The sequence below is a fragment of the Bacillus sp. 2175 genome (assembly GCF_057812155.1).
Genome location: NZ_CM173819.1, coordinates 1,186,960 through 1,213,287, shown reverse-complemented (window position 1 = coordinate 1,213,287; position 26,328 = coordinate 1,186,960). Strand labels below are relative to the sequence as shown.

Here is a 26,328-nt window from a genome sequence, read left to right as displayed (position 1 = left end):
CTCCCACATATTATGTGAGAGCTTGTTCATATTATAATTAAGCCGCTTGACCCTTTTCAGAAATCTCTTTTAAATAAGCTTGTCCTTTTTCAGCGTCATATTGACCTTCCCACTTAGACATAACTACAGCTGCTAAAGAGTTTCCTACAACGTTAACTGCTGTACGAGCCATATCTAAAATACGGTCAATACCAGCAATGAACGCTAAGCCTTCAGGTGGAATACCTACTGTACCAAGTGTCGCTAATAATACAACGAATGATACGCCCGGTACACCTGCGATACCTTTTGATGTAACCATTAATACAAGCAATAATGTAATTTGTTGTGTAATAGATAAATCAATACCGTACATTTGCGCTAAGAAAATAGCCGCAATTGCTTGATATAAAGTTGATCCATCTAAGTTAAATGAATAACCTGTCGGAATAACGAAAGATGTAATTGCTTTCGGACAACCGAATTTCTCCATTTTCTCCATGATTTTTGGTAAAACTGTTTCTGAGCTTGCTGTAGAATACGCTAAGATCAGCTCGTCTTTTAAAATCTTAAAGAATTGGAAAATGTTAATTCCAAATATTTTCGCTGTAAGGCCTAAGACAACTACGACGAAGAAGATCATTGCCCCATATACGACAATTAGTAATTTCCCTAATGGAATTAATGAAGCAAGACCAAATGTAGAAACTGTAACACCAATTAGTGCAAACACACCAAATGGTGCAAATTTCATAACTTGGTTTGTTACGTAAAACATTGCGTCAGCTACACCTTGGAAAAATTGAAGAACTGGTCTTCCTCTTTCACCAATTGCTGCTACACCTAAACCAAATAGTACAGAGAAGAAGATAATAGCAAGCATATCTCCGTCAGCTAACGACTTCATAATGTTCGTTGGAACAATATTTACAAATGTATCTGCAAATGAATGACTTTGTACTTGCTCTGTCGTATGTGTATATTTCGAAATATCTGTCTTTGTTAACTGCTCCATATTTACGCCTTTTCCTGGTTGGAAAATATTCGCTATTAATAGACCAACAATAATTGCAATTGTTGTAATAATTTCAAAGTAAAGAATTGTTTTTCCGCCTAGTCGACCTAGTTTTTTAACATCGCCAACACCAGCAACCCCAACAACAATACTTGCTACAACAATCGGTACAACAATCATTTTAATTAATCGGATGAAAATATCACCAATTGGTTGTAAGTACTTCACAACAGCTGGATTATCAAAGAAAATCGCCCCAACCGCAATACCAAGCGCAAGCCCTATTAATATTTGCCATGCAAGTCCTATTCTTTTCATATTTGTTGTAACCCCCTCTTCGATGTGTCACTCTATCTCTCATTCTATCTCTATAAAACTAAGAAATTAAGAGTATTACATATTATTCGACAATTCACTACATTTTGTCCCTGTTAAAAATCATAAATCAAAAATTTAAATCTGACAACAAAATAACTTTGCCCGAACACAAATAATTTTCTTGACAAAAAGCAGACCCATGTCAGAAAACCTAACATGAGAACGATTCCTCACTAGTGTTTTATTAGCTTTCCAAGTAATATTTCACCTCATAAAAACGATTACTTTCCTTCTTCATTTTACAGATTAATTCCAAAATATACCTTTGTTACACATATGAATAAAATGTATGTACTATGACAATTACAGTTGAAAAATGATAAATTCCGACAAAACTTAGCAATTTTATAAAGTTTTCTTTACATTATGATTACAACGATAGACACTCTTCTTCTTATGATATATAACATTCATAGAGAAAGGAGTCAGACAACTATGAAAAAGAAATTTGCAGCGTTTAGTGTTTTAGCAGCAGGAACGATTTTTGCTTCCCCGTTACTTTCACCCGTATACGCTGAAACAAATCAAGATAAATTATCTAACATTCAATCTGAATTAGAAGGCAAACAAAGTGACTTACAAAATAAATCAGTCGAGAAAGAACAAATAGAAAAAGAAATTCAAGAATTACAGAAGAAAATTGATGAATTAACTACTTCTATTAATAAAAACGAAGCTGAATTAAACGATACAAAAAAAGAAATTAGCAAAACTCAACAAGTAATTGCTGACAAAAAGAAACATATAGAACAATTACAAACAAACATAGATACACGTCAGGAAGTTATTAAACAACGATTACAATCTATGCAAGAAAAACCTCGTACAAATATCATTACAGAGGTACTAACAAATTCTTCAAATATTGCCGATCTTGTTGATAATATGTACTCCGTAAGTTTAATATTAAACAACGATACAGATATTGTAAAAAAACAAACATCTGATCAAAATGCTGTAACGTCAGAAAAAGAGGCTGTTGAGAAAAAAGAACAACAACTGAAAGAATCTGAGCAAAAACTAGAACAAAAACAGCAAGAATTACAAAATAACCAACAACAGCAACAAACTCTTATTAACGATCTACATACGAAAGTAGCAAAAGTAGATTCAGAGATTGAAGGATTAGAAGAATCCAAAGGCATTTTAGAAAATCAACGTCAAGCTGTTCAAAAAGCAATTGAAGAAGAAAAACGGGCCGAAGAAGCTCGCCAGGCAGAAGAGGCTCGCAAACAACAAGCTACTAAATCTGCTCAAGCAACTCAAGCGGCCCCAACACCACATGATACAAACATCGGTGGCTTTATCAAACCAGCAGCTGGATCAAAAACTTCCGGATTTGGTGTACGTTCTTTAGATAACCATAAAGGAATTGACATCGCTGCTTCGGGAACGGTTCCAATTATCGCCGCTGCAGATGGCGTTGTTATTCGTTCAGAATTATCATCTAGTTACGGAAACGTAGTGTATTTATCTCACCGTATAAACGGAAAAACATATACGACAGTATATGCTCATATGAATAGCCGTTCTGTATCGAATGGACAAACTGTAAAACAAGGCGATCAGCTTGGATTTATGGGAAACACGGGCCAATCATACGGACAACATTTACACTTCGAACTTCATCTTGGAGAATGGAATGTCGGCAAGACAAACGCAGTTGACCCATCTCCTTATATCGGATTATAAAAAACCTCGGTGCCTACCGAGGTTTTTTATTTACACTTCACACAATATAGGCATTCTACATAGACTATAACTAAATGCCTATAGTTTACGGGGTGATCAATATGAATACGCAATTACAACAAAAAATAGAAGAAGCTAGAGAGACGTATATTGGCCGGATATTTACATTTGGCGGCTCAGTATTATTTTTAATCGGTTCATTCCTTGCAGTCACTACAGCCTATAAAGCATATAATCGTTTATTACACTCATCAACATCCACATAAAAAAAGACGGGAGATCCCCGCCTTTTTTTATGCAAACATTTTAAATACACCTATCGCATTTAAAAATACAATTATTACAGTTACCGGAATAACATAACGAAGTAAGAAGAACCAAATGTTAAATAACGTTTTCCCCTTCGTTTCCGTCACTTCTAATTCTTTCATCAATAACTCTTTACTCATTTTATTTGGTACAAATAATGAAATAGCTAGTACTCCTAACGGCAGCAATACGTTACTTACCGAAAAGTCAACTAAATCAAAGAATGTTTTCCCGAATATTTTCACGTCACTCATAATCCCAAATGATAAAGCTGATGGAATACCGACTGCAAAAATAAGAATACCGATTAATAATGATGCTGACGGACGCTTCTTCTCATTACCTTTCGCAACAGATGCTACTACAATTTCAAGCATTGAAATTGCTGATGTTAAAGTCGCAAAGAAGAATAAAATTAAAAACATAATAAAGAAAAATTGACCAAATGGTATTTTTGCAAATACTGCTGGAAGGACGATAAACAGTAATCCTGGTCCTTCAGTTGGTTTTACTCCTAATGCGAAAATCGCTGGGAAAATTGCTAATCCTGCAAGTACTGTAACAAAAACAGTTAAACTTACAATAGATGTTGCTGATTTCGCTAAATGTTCCTCTTTCTTTAAATACGAACTATACGTGACCATTACTGAGGCACCTACTGTTAGTGAGAAGAAAGATTGTCCCATCGCGTATAAAATCGTATCTGCTGTAAGCTTTGAAAAATCTGGCTTTAAGAAGAACTCTACTCCAGCAAAAGCACCATCGAGTGTTAACGCACGAACAATAATCGCAATAAATAAAATAAATAATAGCGGCATCATGTACTTACTTGCCTTTTCTATACCTTTCTCTACACCTTTACTTACAACAAAAATCGTACAAAGCATAAAGATAAATTGTGCTCCAATCGCACTTAATGGATTTGAAATCGTTTCACCGAACAATTGTCCATAATCAGCTGCTCCATTCCAGAAACTTCCTGTCACACTATAATATAAATAAAGTAAAATCCATCCACCTACAACACTATAAAAAGATAGTACACTAAAACAAGTAACAACTCCCATACGACCAATCCAAGGATATAATTTGCTATTTGGCACTAGTACTTTATAAGCTGTAACCGCCTCTTTTTGCGTGCTACGTCCAATAACAAACTCCGCTATTAGAAGAGGCATACCTATAAATAAAGTTAATAGTAAAAATACAAGGAAGAATGCGCCTCCCCCGCCATTACCTGCAACATATGGAAATTTCCATATCGCACCAAGACCTACTGCGGCTCCGGCTGCTGCGAGTACAAAGCCTATTTTCGACGTCCATTGCTGTGTTTCTTTCATCATAAATTCTCCTTTTCTGAATATTTAAACTTTTGTTAATTATACACTTTCATTTCATACTCGCACACCTCCTTTAGAAAATAAAAAAGTCCCCTACACGCAAATATGCATGTAGAGGACGATATATGTAATGTAAATACCGTGGTACCACCTCAATTGGATTGATAAATCCCACTTGTTCAAGTACAGGAATAATTCCGATACTCTATCCTTTTAACGGCGGAACCCGGGTTGCCTACTACAATGTTCAACATACCTCTCGCAAGCCCATTCTGTACATTTTATCGTACCGGGCTCCCACCTAACCCCAGCTCTCTGAACGCATCAAATATACGTACTCTTCTTGCTCATCGATTTCATCTATTGAAGTTACTTGTGATTATAAATTATATTTTTATATTTGTAAAGCGCACTTTATCTTTTATTATTTTAAAATCTTTTCCTCTAATTCTCGTAAAAAACTTTCTCTTTTCCCCTCGTTTTGCACATATACTGATTTCAACACTTCTTGGAGCAATATATTTCGTTCCCTCTTTTCTAACTGTAAATCTTTTAACTTCAACCTTACTTCATATAAAAAATCTAAATACGATTCATATGTCTCATCATATTTATTTGCAATATCATCTCGAATTTTTTTTGCGAGCTTCGGGCTCGCTCCCCCAGTAGAAACTGCTATATTAAGTAAACCACGATGAATCGCTGCCGGAAAATGAACATTACCACTTTCTGGATTTGTAATAACATTTACTAATTGATTCTCAGCGGCATCTTCAGCAACTTGTTCATTTAATATTGAATCACTACTCGCTGCAACAACTAAAAAAGCACTTTTAATATCACTTTTTTCATATTCTCTTTGATACCAACGAATTTTCTTTTCTTCCACAAGTTTTACTAAATTCGCATCTAATTCTGGACTTATCACAACTATATCCGCACCCTGTTTGAGTAAAGGAATAATTTTAAATCCTGCAACTTTTCCCCCGCCAATAACAACAACGCGTTTCTCATTAACTCGCACTGTAAGTGGATACATACTGATCTCCTTTCAATAACTCCGTCGTTTTCTGAATTAACATATCTTGAAACGCTTCATTCTTCCCTAAATATGGACTGATTTTTATCTCTTCCAATTCATATTGGCGCACTTCTTTCTCAATATGTTTCATAAGTAAACCTGTAAATAACAAGTAAGGCAGTACAACGATGTTCTTTTCTTTTCGTTCTATAACTTCCTTTAACTTCTCCTCAAATTTTGGCTCTGCAGCCGCTAAATAACAAACTTCTACTTTTTTAACCTTCTCTTTTGTTTGAAATAAAGAAGCAATCCAGTTTACATCTCTTAATACTTCAGGATCACTGCTCCCTCTTGCAACGAGAAGTAACGTCACTTCATTTTTATCTTCCTGTTCGATGCCACTTCCGCTATACACCGATTTAACAAGTGTTTCCGATACACCAAACGGATTACCATAAGTCACTTTAACATTCGGATATTGATTCTTAAGCTTTACCAATTCACACGGAATATCTTTCTTCACATGACCTGCCGCTAATAAAAAAACAGGGATAGCAATAATCTCCGTGGCCCCACGCTCCACACATGTACGAAAACCATCTTCAATAGAAGGATTCGCTAACTCTAAAAAACAAACTTCTTGAATAGTCGCTTCTATACGGTTCATACACGATGTAATAAATTGAATCGCCTCTTCTTTCGCTGTCTTCAAACGACTTCCATGACATATATATAAGACGGCTTTCATTTTACAACACTCCACTTACTTGATAAGCATTTTCTGTCTGCTTCTCAAACCAATGAATTTTTTCTCTAAAACGGACAACTTCTCCAATTACAATCATGCTCGGATTTTGAATTTGCTCTTTTTTCGCAACATCTACAATTGTCCCTAACGTTCCAACAACTGTGCGTTGCATAGACGTCGTCCCCTGCTCAATAATAGCAGCTGGCGTACTTTTATCTTTTCCATGCTTCATAAGTTGCTCACATATGTAGGGCAAATTACTAACCCCCATATATACCGCTAAAGTCTCTACACCTTTCGCTAAACTCTCCCATTTCACTTCTTCTTCAGCACCTTCTTTCCTATGCCCAGTCACAATAGCAAAACTTGCACTTGCATCACGGTGCGTCACTGGAATGCCCGCATAAGCAGGAGCAGCTATTCCAGCTGAAATACCAGGAATGATTTCAAATGGTACACCTTGCTTTGCTAATGCTTCAGCTTCTTCTCCCCCTCTACCAAACACAAATGGATCGCCGCCCTTAAGTCTCGTTACAACTTTTCCTTTTTTCGCATACTTAATAAGAAACGTGTTAATTGTCTCTTGCTTCATCGTGTGATAATTCGGGAGTTTTCCGCAATAAATTAAATCCGCGTCAGGCTTTGCGTGTGAAAGCAGCTCTTTATTCACAAGTCGGTCATATAAAATAACATCTGCCTTCTCAATACATTTCAACCCTTTAACAGTAATTAAATCTGGATCGCCAGGACCCGCTCCAACAATATAAACCTTTCCCATCATCTCTCCTCATTTCTTCTATTAAAATGAAACTTCCATTCGTATATAAGAATGGAAGTTTTTATTTTTTCGTATTACTGATCTCTACTCATGGACAACAAATGCCCCACCTTTTCGAATCTTCTTTTTTTCAAACAAAGAAATCTCTTTTACCTCTGGCAACGGTAAAAAATGCTTTTCAAGCTCAATCTCCGCAAGCTTAAATGCCTGTTCTTCACTTTGAGCAACAACAACAATCGGAACAATACTATTTACTAACACAGCTTCAAATCGATATAAATCCATATCGTCCCTCCTAAGACGCTATTACTTCTTCTAGCACGTTATTTAACGCTATTTGTAATGTATCTACACCAATACGACCTACAAAATCATAAAATGTTTCGGCTGGTAATTTATTCTCTTTGAAATAACTTATAAATGATGCCAGTACATCAGGTAGATCCTCGCCATCTATTTTTCCTTTTAACTTTTGATTGTAGGCACCGCCATCTAACAATGTTCCACCTACGTATATTTCAAACGCTTCAACAATGCCTTTTTCCTTCGTCTTCATTTTCACCCCTTGTAACCCAATGTCAGCAATTTGACGTTGACCACATGAATTCGGGCAGCCTACCATATGAATTCGAACTGGAACATCGAGTGCAATTTGTGTATCTAAGTATTCTGCAATTTTTCGTAATCTTTCTTTCGTTTCTACTAGTGCAAGATTACAATATTCAATACCGGTACATGAAACCGCATGACCAATAAATGATTTCGGGCTAGCAGATATCACTTCAAACAGCGGTTCACTAAGTAATCCTTTTACATTTTCCGGAGGAACGTTCGGAATAATGAAGTTTTGCGAGTTACATGTACGAATTTGTCCATTTCCATATTGCTTTGCGATTCTTGCAATCTCAAACATTTCTTCTGCATGTAAACGACCTACCGGTACATTAAAACCTACATATTTTAATCCCTTTTGTTTTTGGTCTTGAACACCATAAAAATAGCCTGCATTCCATCCTTTGAATGCACTTTCCCCTTTACTTTGTAAAGACCCTGTATACTCTATTAGTTTCTCTTTAAATTTCTCTGCTCCCCAGTCCGCAACAAGAAATTTCAACCGAGCTAAATGACGTTTTTCACGATATCCAAAATCACGGAATATAGTAGCAATCGCAATCGCCACCGCCTTCACTTCTTCTGGTAAAACGAATACATCTAATTCATCAGCTAAATACGGTCGAGCTGATAATCCTCCACCTACTTTTATATGAAAACCAACTTTTTTCTCACCATCTATTTCTTTCGTTGCAGGCGTAAATGCAACACAGTTAATTTCTGCGTTTGCTGAATTATAAATATTAGAACTAATAGACATTTTAAATTTACGTGGCAAGTTAGAAAACTCTTCATTATGTTGGAAGTAATCATATACTTCTTTTACAATATTCGTTGTATCAAATAGTTCATTTGCATCAATGCCAGCAAGCGGATTACCTGTAATATTCCGCGTTATATCACCACAAGCCCCCGCTGAAGATAACCCAACTCTTGCTAACCTTTTAAAAATATCTGGAATTTGCTGAATTTCTAACCAGTGAAACTGAATCGCCTGTCTCGTCGTAATATCTATTACATCACGTCCATAATCTTCAGCGATAGAAGCAAGTACTTCTGCCTGTGCATTTGTAATAATCCCTGACGGAATATTTACCCGCATCATAAAATAACCAGCTTCTTTCGGTCTTTGTAAATACAAGCCTGCCCATTTAAAGGCATCCCACTCTTCTTTCGGAATAGATTCGAAACCATTTTCCGCATAGTAAGGAATATCATTAAAAATTTCTAAGCCATCTTTTTCTAATTTATTTTTCTCGGTCTGATTTAATTTTTCATTGTTAGCCCATACTTTTTCATAACTCATTGTTTATCCCCCTATATAAAACTACGCTCTTGTAAGTACTTCACGATTTGTTCTGCACATTCTTCAATAGAATATTTGTGCGTTTCTACAATTAATTCCGCTTGCTCTGGCTCTTCATAAGGCGAATCAATACCTGTGAAATCCTTAATATCACCTTTTCTTGCCTTTTTATAAAGTCCTTTCGGATCACGTTTCTCACACTCTTCAATCGGACACTTCACAAAAATTTCAATAAATTCATCTGCCGCTAATAAATCTCTTACTTGTTTGCGGTCTACTCGAAATGGTGAAATAAATGCTGTAAGGACAACTGCTCCTTGATCTACAAATAACTTTGCCACTTCGCCAATACGTCTTATATTTTCCATGCGATCACTTTCAGAAAATCCTAAGTCTTTATTTAAACCGTGGCGAATGTTATCCCCATCCAGCACATAATTTCCAATATTCTTTTCAAACAGTTTACGAGCGACCGCATTCGCTACTGTAGATTTACCCGAAGCTGATAAACCAGTAAACCAAATTACAAAACTATGATGTCCATTCTTCACTCTTCTCTCATCTTTTGAAACCGAAGCTGTATGCCAAGTAATATTCGTATCCATCTCGTTCTCTCCCTATTCTGTTACTACTTCTTTTTTCAAGCCTTTAATTAGCACTTCCACTACTTCTTTACGACTAAATGTACTTGGCGGAATCTCACCGTTTCTTAATAATTCTCTTACTTTCGTACCCGATAAAATAACATGATCTTCTTTTCCGTGCGGACATGTTTTCGTTGAAGCCATCGCTTCACATTTCGTGCAGTAAAAACTATGTTCAAAGAATAGTGGTGTAATTCCTAACTCTTCTATCGTAAAATTTGTGAAGATTTCTTGCGCTTCATACGTTCCGTAATAATCTCCTACTCCAGCATGATCACGCCCTACTATAAAGTGGGTACATCCAAAATTCTTTCTTACTAACGCATGAAATATCGCTTCCCTTGGTCCTGCGTAACGCATGGCAGCAGGAAATACACTTAAAAAGACACGATTTTTCGGATAATATTTTTGAAGAAGTACTTCATAGCTTTCCATTCTTACATCAGCAGGAATATCATCCGATTTCGTTTCTCCGACGAGCGGATTTAAAAAGAGACCATCTACAATTTCAAGAGCAGATTTTTGAATATACTCATGGGCACGATGTACCGGGTTTCTCGTTTGAAATCCGACCACTGTTTTCCACCCACGTTTTTTAAATGCTTCCCTCGTTTCAATTGGGTCTAAATGATAAGAAGGAAATTGATTATTTTCAAAGCGTTTTGTTAGAATAATAGTTCCTCCAACGTAAACGTTTGGTCGTTCATATAATTTTTTCACTCCTGGATGAGCCTCATCCGTTGTTTTATATACAAGTAACGCTTCTTTTTCTTTATCTGGTACAAAAATATCTTCTATTTGAATGACACCGTATATATTTCCATTGTTGACAAGCTTTACTTCCTCTCCAACCTTCAGGCTTTCTGCGACTTTTTCTGTTACCGGTAATGTAATCGGTATACTCCACACACTACCATTTGCTAAACGAAGCGTTTCTACAACTGAATCATAATCTTCCTTCCCTAAAAAACCAGTAAGGGGGCTATATCCACCTGTCGCCAATAGTTCTAAATCACTTAACGCAATATTGTCTAATTTAATTTCTTTTTCAATTTGTGATACGTCATATGTCTCATCTATACGGTTTACTAATTCGTTTACTATGCTCATTTTTCTATATCCTCTCTTAGCTTTATTTCAAGATTCATCTTATTGGTAATGAAGACCACATTCGGTTTTCACTTTCCCAGCCCATCTACCATCTCTTGAATCGCCACCATCCCCTACAGGTAACGTACATTTCTCACACCCAATACTTGGATAGCCAACATCATGCAACGGGTTATACGGCAAGCTATGTTTGTATACATATCGCCAAACTTCTTTCCACGTCCAATGAATGAGTGGACAAACTTTAATAGATTGAAAACGATGATCTTGATTTATAAACTTTGTATGCTTACGTGTTTCTGATTGTTCCCTTCTTAAGCCCGATATCCACGCTTTTTCCGCTGCTAATGATTTTTCTAACGGTAAAATTTTTCTAATCTTACAACAAAGATTCGGATTACTTTCCCATAATTTCTCGCCATGCAACTTCTCTTGTTCATCAAGCGTAAGTTCCGGTTGTTTTTCTATAATATTTAATGAAGGAAATCGCCTCCGCACTTTTTGAATTAATTCATATGTTTCTTGAAAATGAACATTTGTATCTAAAAATACAACTTTAGCAGATGGATTTACTTGGTTTATAAGGTGCAGCAATACCATACCTTCCACCCCAAAGCTACATGCGTAGACGATTTCATCTTTATATTCTTTATAAGCCCACTTTAATACTGATAGCGCGCCTTTTGTTTCATCTTCTTCCGAAAACGAAACAACATTTTCTTCCCACGTTTCATACGTCAACATGTTTTTTCCCCCTGTAAAAGCAAAAAGACGGTTTTAACCTAATGAAAATAGGTTAAAACCGCCTCTAGTTTTTCTAGTCAGCGCTTTTCACTTTAAACGTACTTTTTCACTTTTCTCTAACTGAATTACTTTTCCATCTTGCACAACAATTGTAATTGAACCATATTTCATATCAGCAAGCATCGCTTCAATCTTCTCGGATACTTCATCAAAATGTTCCCGTACACCCACGCGAACAGCCCCCCTTTTTATTCATAAAAAAAATCTTTCCCATTTCGAAAAGACTGTTCGGTAATATATTTTACCTTATCTTTCAAAATGGATTCCATTTTGCTGGATTTAGCACCTTGCTTTCTATAAGCAGGTTGCCGAGCTTCTTCGGGCCAGTTCCCTCCGCTTCTCTTGATAAGCTTTGTATTTGTATTTTATCATAATTCTGATTTTTTTCAATCCTAGTTTTCCGATATATTTTAATTATTTTATTTTTACAAAAAAGGAATTGCCCATCCGAACAACCCCTTTTTCTATTTAGACAAGCTCTTTAATACGTATGCGATCGTTCCCAATAATATTTTCATATGTTTCGCGTTCCACAACTACTTGCGATGTTCCGCCTTTTGCAAAGACAACGGCTGGTCTTCGAATCCGATTGTAATTATTCGCCATCGAGTACCCGTATGCTCCTGTACAGGAAACTGCTAGTAAATCAGAAGAAGCGACTTTTGGTAAATGAATATCCCAAATCAACATGTCTCCACTCTCACAGCATTTCCCGGCAATCGAAACGAGTTCCTCATTCTCATCATTCCCTCGATTCGCTAACATCGCTTCATAACGCGCGCTATATAAAGCAGGTCTTAAATTATCTGTCATTCCACCATCGACTGATACATATTTCCGAATACCAGGAATATCTTTCACAGATCCAACTGTATAAATTGTTGTCCCAGCATCACCTACAATGCTACGTCCTGGTTCAATCCATATTTCTGGCAATGGATATTCACATACAGTAAATTGTTCTCTCACTGCACTTGTTACAGCTCGCACATATGTCTCAAGAGTTAATGGTGTATCTGACTCTGTGTAGCGTATTCCAAATCCCCCGCCTACATTTAACACTTTTACTACATAGTTTGTTTGCTCTCTCACTTCTACTAAAAATTGGCGAAGAACTTCAATCGCTCGAACAAAACCAGCTGTTTCAAATATTTGCGATCCAATATGTGAATGGATCCCTAGCACATTATAATTGGATTTTTGTAAAGCAAATGTAATTGCCTGCATCGCTTGACCGTTTGAAACGCCAAATCCAAATTTCGAATCATCTTGGCCTGTCGTAATATATTCATGTGTGTGCGCCTCTACTCCAGGCGTTACACGAATTAATATGTTCACAAACTTTCCATGTTGCATCGCTAAATCGTGTAAAACTTCTAATTCAAAGAAATTATCTACGACAAAACAACCGATATTCGCCTGAAGAGCCATCACTATTTCTTCTTCTGTTTTATTATTTCCATGAAAATGAATACGTGATGCCGGAAATCCTGCTTGGAGCGCAGTATATAATTCTCCCCCAGAGACAACGTCTAATGACATATTCTCTTCACGAGCTACTCGGCACATCTCCATGCACAAGAACGCCTTGCTTGCATATGCTACTTGATAAGAGAAACCACTTTCTTTAAAAGCACGATGAAATGCTCGGCATTTTCCTCGAATAGACTCTTCATCGTATACATAAAGTGGTGTTCCGTATTGCTTTGCTAGCTGCGTCGTATCGCACCCTCCAATTTCTAAGTGTCCTTGCCCATTAATTCGGCTTGTGCCGTGTAAATACATTTAAATTCCTCCCTTATTTCCTCTAAAACTCATAACCCCAATCTTCTATTCATTGCAGCACGCTTTTAGATAGACAAAAAACGCGCGGAACAATGTTCACACGCGTTTCTTATTAGGAAAAATATATATTGAAAAAATAAACGAGTTGTTATCTCCTCAAAATAAGAAACCGCATCAACATCTCCAAATAGCTCTCCATAAAATAAATCTTATGACAGTACTACATTTATTCAATGCAGTCCCAATATATGAATAAGATGGTTATTCTTATATTTCGGCAATAGTCCCTTTCAACCTATGATCACAGATTCCATTAAATCTCCCATAGCTTACTCTTTCCTATCGCGGCCTCTACCTTTGAGAGTAGATGAGGTAAGTCTATTTAATTTTCAAACATCTAATTGTTGCTATTAACAATACCAAAGGACCATTTTATTTGTCAAACAATTTTTTATATTGTTTTTTTGCAGTTTAATTTCGTATCGTCTGGTAAGCGCTTTACTAATACCTTTGTTACTTCCCATTCGCCTTCTTCGTTATTAAATGTAATCGTTACCTTCTCAAATGGTGGAGCAATTTTCCCAGCAACACGTTCATACTTTGTCACTTCAATACTTGCTTGAAATAAATATGTACCGCTATACACTTTTTTTAAACTAATAATTTTAGGACATTGATAAGGTTTCAAACTTCCATATTGTTTTTCAATTGCTTTATTTATTTTTGGAAATAAAACAGAATAAAGTGCATCTTCCATAAGAGGTGCATCATATTGGGCTACCGACACACTCGGTGAAGTAAAAAGTATAACACTACTGCATGCTATAAAATATAATAATTTTCGCATTATAACCTCCGTATTATCACGCGATTCTTTCTGCGTACAATAATTATCATACATAGAAATTCTGTTTTATTGTCTCCCACCACTCTTTTTCTACTCGATTATTATAAAAAAGCCCACAACCTTCTTTTATTTTCGTATAATGATACTCATAGTATAATAATCATAATAACAAAGGACTGTTCGTATATATAAAATGAGTCGTTAAGCAAACTGACTCTCAAGAACTGTCATGCTTTTTAGGAGAGGAGTATATTATGCTACAACATCTGTTTCCAAAACTGCGATTTGCACTCGTTGCAGTCGTTTTACTATGGATTAAAACATATATTGTGTACAAGCTAGCATTTGATATTAAAATTGATAATTTCTTTGAAGAATTCATGCTTTTTATCAATCCACTAGCTGCGTTACTTTTATTTTTCGGCTTAGCTTTACTTGCATCTAAGCACCGAAACCGAATTATAATTGGAATCAGTTTTATACTGTCATTTATTTTATTTGGAAACGCAATGTTTTATGGGTTCTATAACGATTTCGTTACTTTCCCAGTTTTATTCCAAACAAACAATATGGCTGATTTAGGGACAAGTATAAAAGAACTCTTTACGTACAAAACATTACTTTTATTTGCAGATGCAATTATTTTAATGTTTATTTCGCGTAAATTCCCATCATTTGGCGACAAAACACCACTTTCCCGCTCAGAGAAGCGAACTTTCTTTAGCGGTGTAACAGCTTTATTAGCACTACAAATTGTTGTATCAGTTATTTATAAACCACAAATGTTCTCACGCTCATTTGACCGTCAAACTGTCGTGAAGAATTTAGGTTTATACACATATCATCTATTTGATATTACGCTTCAATCCAAGTCCTCAGCTGAGCGTGTATTTGCAAGTGGGGATGGGTTTTCTGAAATTAAAAACTATACAGACTCAAAAGACAAACAAGTTGATAAAAACTTATTTGGAGCTGCAAAAGGTAAAAATGTAATTTTAATTTCAATGGAATCTACACAAAGCTTTGTTATTAATAAAAAAATAAATGGAAAAGAAATTACACCATTTTTAAATGAATTTATTAAGGATAGTTTCTATTTCGATAACTTCTATCATCAAACTGGACAAGGTAAAACTTCTGATGCTGAATTTATCGTTGAAAACTCACTTTATCCGCTAGATCGTGGTTCTGTATTCTTTACTCATGCAACAAATGAATACACAGCGACACCAGAACAATTAAAGAAATACGGATATTCTTCTGCCGTCTTCCATTCAAATGATAAAACGTTTTGGAATCGGGATGTAATGTATCCTGCGCTTGGATATGATCGTTACTTTAATTTAAATGATTACGCAGGAACGGAGCAAATGTCTGTCGGTTGGGGATTAAAAGATAAAGAGTTCTTTGAACAATCTATTCCAAAGTTAAAATCTTTACCGCAACCGTTCTATACAAAATTTATTACATTAACAAATCATTTTCCATTTCTTCTAAATCCGGAAGATCAATATGTTGATGAATTCAACTCGGAAAGTGGTGTTGTAAACCGCTACTTCCCAACTGTTCGTTACACAGATGAAGCTCTTAAATTATTTATTAAACAATTAAAAGAAGAAGGATTGTATGATAATACCGTTATTGTCATCTATGGTGATCATTACGGTATTTCCGAAAACCATAACGCAGCTATGGCACAGTTCCTAGGAAAAGATACTATTACACCATTCGATTCTATGCAATTACAACGAGTCCCTCTTATTATTCATGTGCCTGGCCAAGAAGGAAAAGTTGTTTCTAAAGTATCCGGTCAAATTGATATTAAGCCAACGCTCCTTCATTTACTTGGTATTAAAACAAATAAATCCGTTGAATTTGGAACTGACTTATTTATTAAAGAGAAAGACCCGCTTATGGTAATGCGTGATGGTAGCTTTGTTTCTGAAGAGTATGTTTATACAAAAAATATGTGCTACAAAAGAAGTACGGGTGAAGAAGCTGACATGACGCTATGTCAGCCGTATATTGAAAAAGCAAAAACAGAATTAAAACTCTCCGATAAATTAATTTATGGAGATTTATTACGCTTCGATCCTAATAATCGATATAAAACTGGAACGATGACAACGAAATTTGAATAGTAAAGGAAGCAACTTTATACAAGTTGCTTCCTCTTTTTATTTTCACTTAATTTTCAAACCATCCTTCTATGAAATCTTTCACAAATTGGTAATTTCTTTCGTATGAGGAATAAATTTATGGTATGATAAAATAAGTAAACTTTCATACACTAATTAAGAATTTATTACAGAAAGCAAGGGATCAGATTTTGTATAGAGCAGCTATTCCAAACTTATTTACGCTCGGAAATTTATATAGCGGATTTTTATCAATCGGCTATGCATCTTTAGGATATTATAAATCAGCTGCTATTTTAGTACTTATCGGGATGATGTTAGATAGTCTTGATGGTCGTGTTGCTCGTTTATTACGTGTTGATTCACAAATGGGAAAAGAGCTCGACTCGCTTGCAGATGTCGTAACATTTGGTGCAGCACCAGCTGTTTTAATGTATTACACATCTTTCTCAAACTACGGAATCATCGGATTATACATAGCGGGATTATTCCCTCTTTTCGGAGCATATCGTTTAGCACGATTTAATGTAACACCATCTTCTACTTCAATGAAATATTTCACTGGAGTACCGATTACAGCAGCGGGAGGGCTTGTTGCTTTCTTAACATTATTTTCACATACCATTCCAAAAATCGTTCTTATTACCGTATTTGTAACGTTCGCATTTTTAATGGTGAGCCGCATTCGTATCCCAAGTTTAAAAGATGTACCAATTCCACGATATAGCATCATTATTACACTATTTTTAGTTGGAATCATTATTACAATGTATCAAACAGGATTTGGAAATTTTTCTGTTTTCTTATTTATTGCCATTCCACTATATATTTTGTACATGTTATCTCAATTCATTAGACAAAGACCGTCTAAAAAAGCGAATAAAGAAAAATAAGAAAACCTTCCGAGTCCGGAAGGTTTCTTTTTATTTTGTAACTAATACCTTTTGATTTACAGGTGTTACTGGCTCTTCGCCGTTTAATACAGCTAAAATATTTCTGACAGCCATTTCAGCCATCGCATCACGAGTTTCAAATGTTGCATTCCCTACGTGTGGAGCAAGTACTACATTCTTTAATTCTTTTAGCTCTTCTGTAATTTTCGGTTCAAATTCAAACACGTCAAGAGCTGCTCCTTCAATTTCATTCGTTTTTAATGCATGAGCAAGTGCTGCTTCATTCATAATTGGTCCACGTGAAGCATTTACAATATACGCTGTTTTCTTCATCATTTTAAACTGCTCTTCATCAATCATATGATGTAAATTTGGACTATAAGCACAGTTAATTGTAATAAAGTCTGCTGTTTGTAATAATTCTTCCAACATCACATACGTTGCCCCCAGCTCACTTTCAGCTTCAAGCTTACGATTTGGCCCTGTATATAAAACATCCATTCCAAATGCTTTCGCACGTTTTGCAACAGCCTTCCCGATTTCTCCAAGACCTATAATTCCGATTGTCTTACCATGAACTTCTCGTCCTAAGAAAAATAACGGTGCCCATCCGTTAAATCCAGTCGTACGACATAACGTATCCCCTTCAGGAATTCTACGCGCCGCTGCTAAAAGAAGTGCAAATGTTAATTCTGCAGTCGCTTCCGTTGATACTTTCGGTGTATTCGTAACTGCAATTCCTTTTTCGCCCGCATACTTGTAATCAATATTGTCGTAACCAGCACCATAGTTTGCAACAATCTTTAAATGAGGCGCTGCATCAATAACTTCTTTTGGCACCTTTGTCGAAAGTAAACTTAACAATGCATCTTTATCTTTTACACGCTCTGTTAATTCATCTATAGAAATTAACTCCTCTTTATCGTACATTTCTACATCATGATCTTTTAATAGTTCTAATCCAATTTCCGGAATTTTTCCCGCTACTAATATTTTTGCCACTACTAACACCTCTTCTATAGAAAATAAGATATCTCTTATATTTCATTGTAAGAAATCCACATATAAAAACCAAGGAATTTGATTATAGTTTTAAAAATCGACACTTTTCCATGAAAAAAGAGGAGATGCAACTCTCCCCTTTTCTTACGCTTTTTCCTGCGATTCTTTTCCAAGCTTCACATCAATCGTTCCTTCTGCAACCGTATCGCTAATTTGCTCCTCAATAACCGATTGAGATTCAGCATTCGTTTCAGAAGTATAAGCTTGTTGCTGTGCACCTTGTACATTTTGTTTATTTTGTTGTTTCGCCATTTCTTACCCTCCTTTTCATTCTTTCTTATTTTGAACAAAAAGGACGGTTTTCATCAAAAAATTGCGTTTCATTTTGAATTTGTTACTTCTTCTTCAAGCGACCTCATTACTCTTGCTCGCTTCGTAAATGTTGCAACCTGAGTAACACCGTGAGCTAGTAATGTTTGTACATTTTCTTGTACATAATTCCCTAAATCATTTGGATAATGGGCATCCGAAGAAATCGTAATTGGAACACCATACTTAGCTAATACTTGTAAATATAGTGGACTTGGGCACATTTCACGAACAGGATAACGATAGTATAATCCTGCATTTATTTCTGTTGCCGTATTCGTTTCTACTAACGCACAGGCAATTTCCTCATAATAAGAAAGCTGTTCATTCTCATCCAATCGATAATTAAATACCTTTATATTATCAAGATGAGCGATAATATCAAATAACTCGGTACGAATCGCACTCTCAACTGTTTTAAAAAACATATCATATAATGCGCGTAGGTCATGCTTCTCAAAATATTCTTTCGTATCTGGATTATCAAATCCCCAGCCATTTAGAAAATGAACGGAACCAATTATATAATCAAAGTCTCCTAGCGCTAATAATTCTTTTAACTCTCCTTCACAACCAATAAAATAATCCGCTTCAATTCCAAGTTTAAGTGTGACACCTCTTTTACTCCATCGTTCTTTCGCCTCTTCAATGACCTTTGTAAAATCATACAGTGAAACTACCCTTACTTGATCTAACCATTCCTTCTGTATACGACCGAGCTTAGAATCACTAATATCTACATATTTTTCATAATATCCTTTCGCTTCATGAAAACGATATAAATGATCAACAATCCCAACTTCTGTTATACCTTTTCGCACAGCTTCTTCTAAATAGAGGTCCATCCATTCTGTTGTAAATGGCCCTTCCTTCACACGCTTTTGCAAACGCTCTTGTGTTTTCATAAGCCAATCAATAGAATGCCTTTCTTGAAGCGGTTCATAACGTTCCAGCGCTTCATTTATTTTAGCAAGCCATCCTATTGAATACGGTCCTTCTTCTAAGTGAAGATGATAATCTACTTTCATATACATTCCCCCTTATAATGTATCTATTTCCCTTCTATCCCCAACTCTCGAAAGCTTTCCATTTCGTTCTTTCACCTCTCGCATGACATCTTCCAATGTAATATTTTTTTCAGCTAATAAAACGAAACAGTGATAAAATACATCAACCATTTCTTTCACTACTTCTTCTTTATCATTATTTTTACATGCGATAATTACTTCAGCACACTCTTCACCAATTTTCTTTAAAATTTTATCTTCTCCTTTTGAAAATAAATAATTTGTATACGATTCAGGAAGTGGGCTTTCCTTTCGTTCTTCAATTGTTTTATACAGCAACTTAAAGGCATTTTCCATATGTATCCCCCTATATAATTTGATAGTGAAAACATGTCTTCTCTCCCGTATGACAAGCAGGTCCTACTTGTTTCACATTCACAACAATTGAATCTTGATCACAATCTAAATATAAAGATTGCACATATTGAAGATTCCCTGATGTTTCCCCCTTATTCCATAACGACTGCCTCGAACGAGAATAAAACCATGTTCTTTTCGTCTCTAACGTTTTTTCATATGCTTCTTCATTCATATAAGCTAGCATTAAAACTTCTTTCGTACCTTCTTCGATGACAATTGCTGGTATTAATCCTTTTGAAAAATTAGGTTTCATAACCGCACCTCAACATTTGCATCTCTTAATTTTCGCTTTACACTCTGCACTGTCGCCTCACCATAATGAAAGATGGATGCCGCTAACGCTGCATCAACTGTTGTCTTTTGAAAAACTTCTATAATGTGATCCGTATGACCACAGCCCCCTGATGCGATGACTGGAATGGAAACACTTTTTGAAATTTCTTCTGTTAAACGAAGGTCATATCCGCTTTTCGTTCCATCTGCATCCATACTCGTTAACAAAATTTCACCTGCCCCAAGTTTAACAACACGCTTCGCCCATTCTATGGCATCCATTCCTGTGTCAACTCTTCCGCCGTTGACGTATACGTTCCATTTACCTTCTGCTACTTTTCTAGCATCAATTGCCACGACAATACATTGTGATCCAAAGTGTTCTGCCCCTTCTTCTATAAGCTTCGGGTTTCGCACTGCCGCTGAGTTTATTGAAACTTTGTCTGCTCCAGCTCTTAGTAAATTGTACATATCTTTCACACTTGAAATCCCCCCGCCAACCGTAAGAGGAATAAATACTTTAGCTGCTGTTTTTTCTACAACATCTATAATCGTTTTTCTTCCTTCATGAGTCGCTGTAATATCTAAAAATACGATTTCATCTGCCCCTGCCTCGTTATATGCTTCAGCTATTTCAACCGGATTACCGACATCTTGTAATCCTATAAAATTTACACCCTTTACGACTCGCCCTTCTTTCACATCTAGACATGGAATGATTCGTTTCGCTAACATAACTTCGTTACCTGTAACACTTCTTCTAAATCAATCGTTTTCTCGTAAAGCGCCTTTCCAATTATGACACCATATATATTCATATCATTTAACTTTTTCACATCTTGAATAGATGCCACTCCTCCAGAGGCGATGAGACGAATGCCCACACTTTTTTGAAGTATCGCTAATTGTTCAAAATTTGGACCTGCAAGCGTCCCGTCTTTCGAAATGTCTGTAAACACAATCGTTTGAACACCTAAACTTTCCATTTGTTTCGCTAAACTAACGTAAGAAATTTCAGACAGATCAAGCCAACCTCTCGTTGCTACGAAACCATTTTTCGCATCAATTCCAACAATGATTTTCTCTTTATATAGACGAACTGCTTCCTCTAAAAATGACTTATCATAAAGAGCTGCTGTTCCTAAAATCACTTTTTCTACACCTGCTGACAATAACTTCTCCACCGTTACAAGTGAACGAATTCCTCCTCCCACTTGCACAGGAATACGTACCGCCTTGCAGATTTTTTCAATGACGGGCAAATTTAACGACTCGCCAGCAATTGCACCGTCTAAATCAACAATGTGTAGTATTTCCGCTCCAAGCTTTTCAAATATGATCGCCTGCGCTACCGGATCTTCATTCATCACCGTTTCTTTACTAAACTCTCCTTGATAAAGTCTAACGCATCGCCCTTCTTTTAAATCGATAGCTGGGAAGATTTCCATGCTTCTACCACTCCTTGAAAATTTTTTAATATTTGCATGCCAATTTCGCCACTTTTTTCTGGATGAAACTGTGCACCAAATACATTTCCTTTCGCGACAAACCCTGGTATTTGCATTCCATAATCACTTACTCCGCATACAATTTCATCTGGACAATCCGCGTAATATGAGTGAACATAATACACGAAAGAACCATCCACTAATCCATTCCAAAGCGGAAATTCTCTTTCCTTCCTTAATTCATTCCATCCCATATGAGGAATTTTATACGAAACTTTTAACTTCCGAATTTCACCTGGTAGTAAACCTAACCCGCTACAATCTTTTAGTTCCTCACTTCGTTCAAATAAAAGTTGCATGCCCAAACATATACCGAGGAGTGGTTTTCCTATGTCACAAACTTCTTTTAGTACACACACTAAATCTCTTTCTTTTAATACTTCCATCGCTTTCGGAAATGCACCTACTCCCGGTAGAATCACGCCATCGCTTCTCAATATCTCTTCTTTATCACTCGTTACAATGTACTCTGCCTCAATATATTTTAATGCTTGCTCTACACTGCGAATATTCCCCATTCCATAATCTATAATGGCAATCAATTACAACATCCCTTTCGTTGAATTTACACCAGTAATGTTGGCATTTTTTTCGACCGCTTCTCTAAGCGCTCTACCAAAAGCTTTAAATAATGCTTCAATTTTGTGATGTGTATTACTTCCGTATAGAACGCGCGCATGTAATGTAATATTGGCAGCATGTGCAACTGCTCTAAAAAATTCTTCCGTCAATTCTGTATCAAAATCCCCGAGCTTCGGATTTGTTAATTCCCCTTGAAATACACAATATGAGCGTCCACTTATATCAATTGCAACAAATCCTAAAGATTCATCCATCGGTACATACGCGGAACCGTAACGATTAATTCCTTCTTTATTTTGCAATGCTTCTTTCAAGCAATTTCCGAGTACAATTCCAACATCTTCAACGGTGTGATGTGCATCGACAAATACATCACCTTCTGCCTCAACTTGCAATCCAAATCTTCCATGTCTAGCAAATAAAGTCAGCATATGATCGAAAAAACCAACCCCCGTTTGAATAGATACACTCGTACTTTCATCAAGCTGCAAACTTAATTTAATTTTTGTTTCTGTCGTCTCACGTGCTTGACTGGACTGACGCATTATTTTTCCTCCTCAAACCTTATTTGGATTGCTCTCGCATGTGCATGTAACCCTTCTTTATTTGCAAGCTCTACAATATGATGCTGTACATTTTTTAATGCTTCCTCTGTATAAGAAATAAAACTTGATTTTTTCACGAAATCATCGACTGATAACGGAGAAAAAAATCTTGCCGTTCCGCTCGTTGGTAATACATGATTCGGTCCCGCCAAATAATCCCCGAGCGGTTCAGGTGCATATGGCCCAAGGAAAATAGAGCCTGCATGTTTCACATAATCTAGAGCATTCATCGGTTCTTTTATATGTAACTCTAAATGTTCTGGAGCAATTTCATTTGATAACTTTAGTGCCTCCTCTAAAGAAGCAACGATAAAGATGGCTCCATTTCTATTTATTGATTCACGTGCAATTTCACTTCTTGGTAACGTTTCTAACTGTCTTTCTACCTCTTTTTCTACTTCTTTAGCTAGTTCCATATTCGTTGTAATACAAATCGCCGTTGCTCTCTCATCATGCTCTGCTTGCGATAATAAATCCGCTGCGATATATTTTGCATTACCTGTTTCATCCGCGACAACTACAATTTCTGATGGACCAGCAATCATATCGATATTTACTATCCCGTATACTTCTCGTTTCGCTAGAGCGACGTACAAATTTCCCGGTCCAACTATTTTATCCACTTTCGGAATCGATTCCGTCCCGTATGCTAAAGCAGCAATTGCTTGTGCGCCACCTATCGTATAAATTTCATCTACTCCCGCAAGATTTGCAGCAGCTACTATATGAGGATCAATTCCCCCTTTCCTCGGCGGTGTTACCATTACAATTTTTTTCACACCTGCAAGTTTCGCCGGCAATACATTCATTAATACTGAAGAAGGATATGAAGCTGTCCCACCTGGTACATATACACCTACATTTTCTAATGGCCGAATAAGCTGCCCTCTAATTATGCCTTTACTTTCACAATCGAAGATTGAATACTTCTTTTGTTTTTCGTGATACGAAACAATGTTTTTCTTCGCCTCTTTTAAAGCTTCTAAAAATGAATTCTCTACAAACATACTCGCTTGCTGTATTTCTTCTTCACTTACACGAAAATCTTTCATCTCTACACCATCAAACTTTTTTGTATAGAAAGATAAAGCCTCATCATTTCCTTCCCTTACATGTCTAATGATTTCTCTTACACTTCTTTGAACAGTTTCTTCTATTATATTAGCGTTTTCTCTTAGCACTTTTATTTTAGATAATGCCTCCTTAAAGTCTTCATAAATGATTTCCATTTTAAATCCTCCTATTTCCCTGATAAGATTTCTTGCTCCATCATATTTATAATGCTGAATATTTCGTCTTTTTTAGTTTTTAAGGCTGCCTTATTTACAATCATCCGAGCCGATATAAAGTACATTTCCTCAAATACAATGAGTCCATTCTCTTGTAATGTTTTTCCTGTTTCAACAATATCTACAATCGCATCTGCCAATCCAAGAAGAGGAGCGATTTCTACAGAACCTTCTATTTTAATAATTTCTACATCCTCTCCCTTATCATGAAAATAAGTAGAAGTAATATGTGGGTATTTCGTAGCGATTCTTTTCTTCCGGTAACTCTTCGGATTATACGTAGGAATAGAAGCAACACAAAACTTACAAATCCCCACTCCTAAATCCAGCATTTCATAAATATCTTTCTCGTTTTCCATTAAAATATCTTTTCCAACGATGCCAATATCAGCTACCCCATGTTCTACATAAGTAGCAACATCAACCGCTTTTACTAAAATAAATGAAATATTTGTATTTTTACTTTGAAATACAAGCTTCCGACCTTTATTTTTGAGCTCGGAACAATCAATTCCAATCTGCTCAAAAAGTGGAATGACATGTTTTTCTAATCTTCCTTTCGTTAACGCAATTTGAATGTTACGCATGAAGCCTCTCCTTCTTTCTGGACTACCCATTTCTCATTCCATACATATTCCACTAAATATTCATTCTTTGCCTCAACAACCGTTCCTATTTTATTTTTTCTTGCAAATTGAAAGGTATCGCTTAAATTAGAGAATAGAGATAACCAAGCATTCTTCCCATCCTTTCGAAGTAAATTTCGTAACCTTTCTGCTTCCGCTAATCTATTTAACTCATAATGAATCACAATATCAATTTGATTTCGTTCATATGGTTCTTGCTGCTCTTGCAGCGCCTTCACAATTTGATTTACTTGTACCGCGAGTCCAACAGCTGGCAGCATTTCTCCAAAATTGCCAATTAGCTCATCGTATCTTCCGCCACTAACGATTTCTTCTCCAATTTCATATATATATCCTTTGAAAATAACACCCGTATAGTAATCTAAGTGTTGAATCATACCCAAATCAATTGATATGTAAGAACCATATCCTAACGTTTCAATTGTTTCATACATTTCTTTTATTCTTGCAATTGCCATTTTCATTTCATTACTTGAAGCAAGCTTTTCTGCTTCCTCAATAACTTCTAAATTTCCAAATAGCCTTGGCAATTTCTCAAGTAACCTTACTGTCTCATCGCATCGATTTAATTTCTTTTCTCCGATAAAATTTGAGAGGGCTGCATAATTTTTACTTTCTATATACGTTCTAAGTACCCTTTCTTCTTCATCATGGATGGAGAGTTTTTTTACAATACATTTATATAACTGTACTTGCCCAATCTCAATTGTAAAAGATTGCACCTTCAACTTTTGAAGTGCTTGAATGACACTTATTACACATTCAATTTCAGCTCTTACATTATCAATCCCGATAACTTCAATACCACTTTGTACGATTTCATTATATTTTCCAGAATGGGATTCATTCGCTCGAAATACATTCCCGCTATACGTCACTTTAAGTGGCGTATCCCATCTCTGTGTTCCAATAACTCTCGCTAAAGGAATTGTCATATCTGGACGTAAAACGATAATCCTTCCCTTTTCATCAAAAAATTTATACATCTTCTCTTCATCTATCGGTCTATTTTGAAATGCAAAAACATCATAAAATTCAATTGTAGGTGTTCTTATTTCCTCATAACCTCTCTCTAAAAAAGTAAGCCTTAATTTCTGTTCTACTTCTTCAATTAACGTACATTCTTCGAATAAATAATCTCTCGTTCCATTCGGGTTTGCTCGTTTCCATTTTGTCATCTAAATTTTCACACCTTTCCCCTTCTAATGTATGCCTATTTCATTCCCC

The 26,328-nt window shown here is 36.0% G+C and carries 29 protein-coding genes, 2 riboswitches and 1 other annotated feature; of the genes, 4 read left to right on the top strand and 25 right to left on the bottom strand.

Features of this window, described 5'->3' with window-relative positions:
• Positions 1-37 precede the first annotated feature (37 nt).
• Positions 38-1,312, bottom strand: a complete 1,275-nt coding sequence (gltP, locus tag ACXKY9_RS06605) for a glutamate/aspartate:proton symporter GltP (RefSeq protein WP_000821130.1) — start codon at positions 1,310-1,312, stop codon at positions 38-40.
• 495 nt (positions 1,313-1,807) lie between these two features.
• Here gltP and ACXKY9_RS06600 point away from each other — a divergent pair, with 495 nt between their 5' ends.
• Complete coding sequence (locus tag ACXKY9_RS06600) at positions 1,808-3,064, top strand: murein hydrolase activator EnvC family protein (protein ID WP_000726080.1); 1,257 nt, start codon at positions 1,808-1,810, stop codon at positions 3,062-3,064.
• A gap of 101 nt (positions 3,065-3,165) precedes the next feature.
• Entirely contained in the window at positions 3,166-3,330 is a 165-nt protein-coding gene (locus tag ACXKY9_RS06595) for a hypothetical protein (protein ID WP_001096002.1), read from the top strand.
• Between the two features lie 27 nt (positions 3,331-3,357).
• Here ACXKY9_RS06595 and ACXKY9_RS06590 read toward each other — a convergent pair whose 3' ends face one another.
• The 12 genes from ACXKY9_RS06590 to ACXKY9_RS06535 all read right to left on the bottom strand — a co-directional run bounded on the left by ACXKY9_RS06590 (position 3,358) and on the right by ACXKY9_RS06535 (position 14,368).
• Positions 3,358-4,713 carry a sodium-dependent transporter gene (locus ACXKY9_RS06590; protein WP_000665430.1) on the bottom strand — a complete coding sequence of 452 codons (1,356 nt, stop codon included), beginning with the start codon at positions 4,711-4,713 and terminating at the stop codon, positions 3,358-3,360.
• A 111-nt stretch (positions 4,714-4,824) separates the two neighbouring features.
• Positions 4,825-5,073, bottom strand: a binding site (T-box leader).
• Between the two features lie 64 nt (positions 5,074-5,137).
• Positions 5,138-5,752, bottom strand: coding sequence for an NAD(P)-binding protein (locus ACXKY9_RS06585; protein WP_000283355.1), 615 nt, complete (start codon positions 5,750-5,752; stop codon positions 5,138-5,140).
• Positions 5,727-6,482, bottom strand: coding sequence for a sirohydrochlorin chelatase (locus ACXKY9_RS06580; RefSeq protein ID WP_000648879.1), 756 nt, complete (start codon positions 6,480-6,482; stop codon positions 5,727-5,729). The genes ACXKY9_RS06585 and ACXKY9_RS06580 overlap by 26 nt, the downstream gene beginning before the upstream one ends.
• Position 6,483: 1 nt before the next feature.
• Entirely contained in the window at positions 6,484-7,260 is a 777-nt protein-coding gene (cobA, locus tag ACXKY9_RS06575; RefSeq protein ID WP_000521255.1) for a uroporphyrinogen-III C-methyltransferase, read from the bottom strand.
• A gap of 84 nt (positions 7,261-7,344) precedes the next feature.
• Entirely contained in the window at positions 7,345-7,545 is a 201-nt protein-coding gene (locus ACXKY9_RS06570; protein WP_000366915.1) for a DUF3906 family protein, read from the bottom strand.
• Positions 7,546-7,555: 10 nt separating this feature from the next.
• Entirely contained in the window at positions 7,556-9,178 is a 1,623-nt protein-coding gene (locus ACXKY9_RS06565; RefSeq protein ID WP_000119612.1) for a nitrite/sulfite reductase, read from the bottom strand.
• Positions 9,179-9,189: 11 nt separating this feature from the next.
• Positions 9,190-9,783, bottom strand: coding sequence for an adenylyl-sulfate kinase (gene cysC, locus ACXKY9_RS06560; protein WP_000380499.1), 594 nt, complete (start codon positions 9,781-9,783; stop codon positions 9,190-9,192).
• A gap of 12 nt (positions 9,784-9,795) precedes the next feature.
• Positions 9,796-10,932, bottom strand: a complete 1,137-nt coding sequence (sat, locus tag ACXKY9_RS06555; RefSeq protein ID WP_000029494.1) for a sulfate adenylyltransferase — start codon at positions 10,930-10,932, stop codon at positions 9,796-9,798.
• Between the two features lie 39 nt (positions 10,933-10,971).
• Positions 10,972-11,676 (bottom strand): phosphoadenylyl-sulfate reductase, encoded by a 705-nt coding sequence (locus ACXKY9_RS06550; RefSeq protein WP_000959013.1) that lies wholly within the window; start codon positions 11,674-11,676, stop codon positions 10,972-10,974.
• A gap of 87 nt (positions 11,677-11,763) precedes the next feature.
• Positions 11,764-11,907, bottom strand: coding sequence for a YezD family protein (locus tag ACXKY9_RS06545; protein WP_000538896.1), 144 nt, complete (start codon positions 11,905-11,907; stop codon positions 11,764-11,766).
• Positions 11,908-11,979: 72 nt separating this feature from the next.
• Positions 11,980-12,088: riboswitch (SAM riboswitch) on the bottom strand.
• 116 nt (positions 12,089-12,204) lie between these two features.
• Entirely contained in the window at positions 12,205-13,521 is a 1,317-nt protein-coding gene (gene lysA, locus ACXKY9_RS06540) for a diaminopimelate decarboxylase (RefSeq protein ID WP_000280652.1), read from the bottom strand.
• 180 nt (positions 13,522-13,701) lie between these two features.
• Positions 13,702-13,883: riboswitch (Lysine riboswitch) on the bottom strand.
• 89 nt (positions 13,884-13,972) lie between these two features.
• Positions 13,973-14,368, bottom strand: coding sequence for a DUF3888 domain-containing protein (locus ACXKY9_RS06535; protein ID WP_001228824.1), 396 nt, complete (start codon positions 14,366-14,368; stop codon positions 13,973-13,975).
• A 254-nt stretch (positions 14,369-14,622) separates the two neighbouring features.
• Here ACXKY9_RS06535 and ACXKY9_RS06530 point away from each other — a divergent pair, with 254 nt between their 5' ends.
• On the top strand, positions 14,623-16,509 hold the full coding sequence (locus ACXKY9_RS06530; protein ID WP_000939083.1) for an LTA synthase family protein: 1,887 nt from the start codon (positions 14,623-14,625) through the stop codon (positions 16,507-16,509).
• Between the two features lie 188 nt (positions 16,510-16,697).
• The gene (pssA, locus tag ACXKY9_RS06525; protein ID WP_000285417.1) at positions 16,698-17,399 is read left to right on the top strand and encodes a CDP-diacylglycerol--serine O-phosphatidyltransferase; all 702 of its coding nucleotides are present in this window, start codon (positions 16,698-16,700) and stop codon (positions 17,397-17,399) included.
• A gap of 30 nt (positions 17,400-17,429) precedes the next feature.
• On the opposite strand, the gene ACXKY9_RS06520 is transcribed toward pssA, so the two are convergent.
• From ACXKY9_RS06520 to ACXKY9_RS06465, 12 genes are all read right to left on the bottom strand, one after another.
• Positions 17,430-18,401, bottom strand: coding sequence for an NAD(P)-dependent oxidoreductase (locus ACXKY9_RS06520; protein ID WP_001062830.1), 972 nt, complete (start codon positions 18,399-18,401; stop codon positions 17,430-17,432).
• A gap of 144 nt (positions 18,402-18,545) precedes the next feature.
• Entirely contained in the window at positions 18,546-18,713 is a 168-nt protein-coding gene (locus ACXKY9_RS06515; protein WP_001118880.1) for a YozQ family protein, read from the bottom strand.
• Between the two features lie 68 nt (positions 18,714-18,781).
• On the bottom strand, positions 18,782-19,798 hold the full coding sequence (locus tag ACXKY9_RS06510) for a histidinol phosphate phosphatase domain-containing protein (RefSeq protein WP_000861846.1): 1,017 nt from the start codon (positions 19,796-19,798) through the stop codon (positions 18,782-18,784).
• Between the two features lie 12 nt (positions 19,799-19,810).
• Positions 19,811-20,134, bottom strand: coding sequence for a phosphoribosyl-ATP diphosphatase (gene hisE, locus ACXKY9_RS06505; RefSeq protein ID WP_000426357.1), 324 nt, complete (start codon positions 20,132-20,134; stop codon positions 19,811-19,813).
• Between the two features lie 10 nt (positions 20,135-20,144).
• Positions 20,145-20,450 (bottom strand): phosphoribosyl-AMP cyclohydrolase, encoded by a 306-nt coding sequence (gene hisI / locus ACXKY9_RS06500; RefSeq protein WP_000803961.1) that lies wholly within the window; start codon positions 20,448-20,450, stop codon positions 20,145-20,147.
• The gene (gene hisF, locus ACXKY9_RS06495) at positions 20,447-21,205 is read right to left on the bottom strand and encodes an imidazoleglycerol phosphate synthase cyclase subunit (protein ID WP_000880117.1); all 759 of its coding nucleotides are present in this window, start codon (positions 21,203-21,205) and stop codon (positions 20,447-20,449) included. The genes hisI and hisF overlap by 4 nt, the downstream gene beginning before the upstream one ends.
• Positions 21,199-21,918: a 1-(5-phosphoribosyl)-5-[(5-phosphoribosylamino)methylideneamino]imidazole-4-carboxamide isomerase gene (gene hisA, locus ACXKY9_RS06490; protein WP_000402298.1), complete on the bottom strand. Its 720-nt coding sequence runs from the start codon at positions 21,916-21,918 to the stop codon at positions 21,199-21,201. The genes hisF and hisA overlap by 7 nt, the downstream gene beginning before the upstream one ends.
• Positions 21,891-22,520, bottom strand: coding sequence for an imidazole glycerol phosphate synthase subunit HisH (hisH, locus tag ACXKY9_RS06485; protein WP_000560336.1), 630 nt, complete (start codon positions 22,518-22,520; stop codon positions 21,891-21,893). Before hisH ends, hisA begins: the two co-directional genes overlap by 28 nt.
• Positions 22,521-23,105, bottom strand: coding sequence for an imidazoleglycerol-phosphate dehydratase HisB (hisB, locus tag ACXKY9_RS06480; RefSeq protein WP_001249951.1), 585 nt, complete (start codon positions 23,103-23,105; stop codon positions 22,521-22,523).
• Complete coding sequence (gene hisD / locus ACXKY9_RS06475; protein ID WP_000402914.1) at positions 23,105-24,394, bottom strand: histidinol dehydrogenase; 1,290 nt, start codon at positions 24,392-24,394, stop codon at positions 23,105-23,107. The genes hisB and hisD overlap by 1 nt, the downstream gene beginning before the upstream one ends.
• 11 nt (positions 24,395-24,405) lie before the next feature.
• Positions 24,406-25,041, bottom strand: a complete 636-nt coding sequence (gene hisG, locus ACXKY9_RS06470; RefSeq protein WP_001244487.1) for an ATP phosphoribosyltransferase — start codon at positions 25,039-25,041, stop codon at positions 24,406-24,408.
• Entirely contained in the window at positions 25,017-26,279 is a 1,263-nt protein-coding gene (locus ACXKY9_RS06465; protein ID WP_000170293.1) for an ATP phosphoribosyltransferase regulatory subunit, read from the bottom strand. Before ACXKY9_RS06465 ends, hisG begins: the two co-directional genes overlap by 25 nt.
• Between the last annotated feature and the right edge of the window lie 49 nt (positions 26,280-26,328).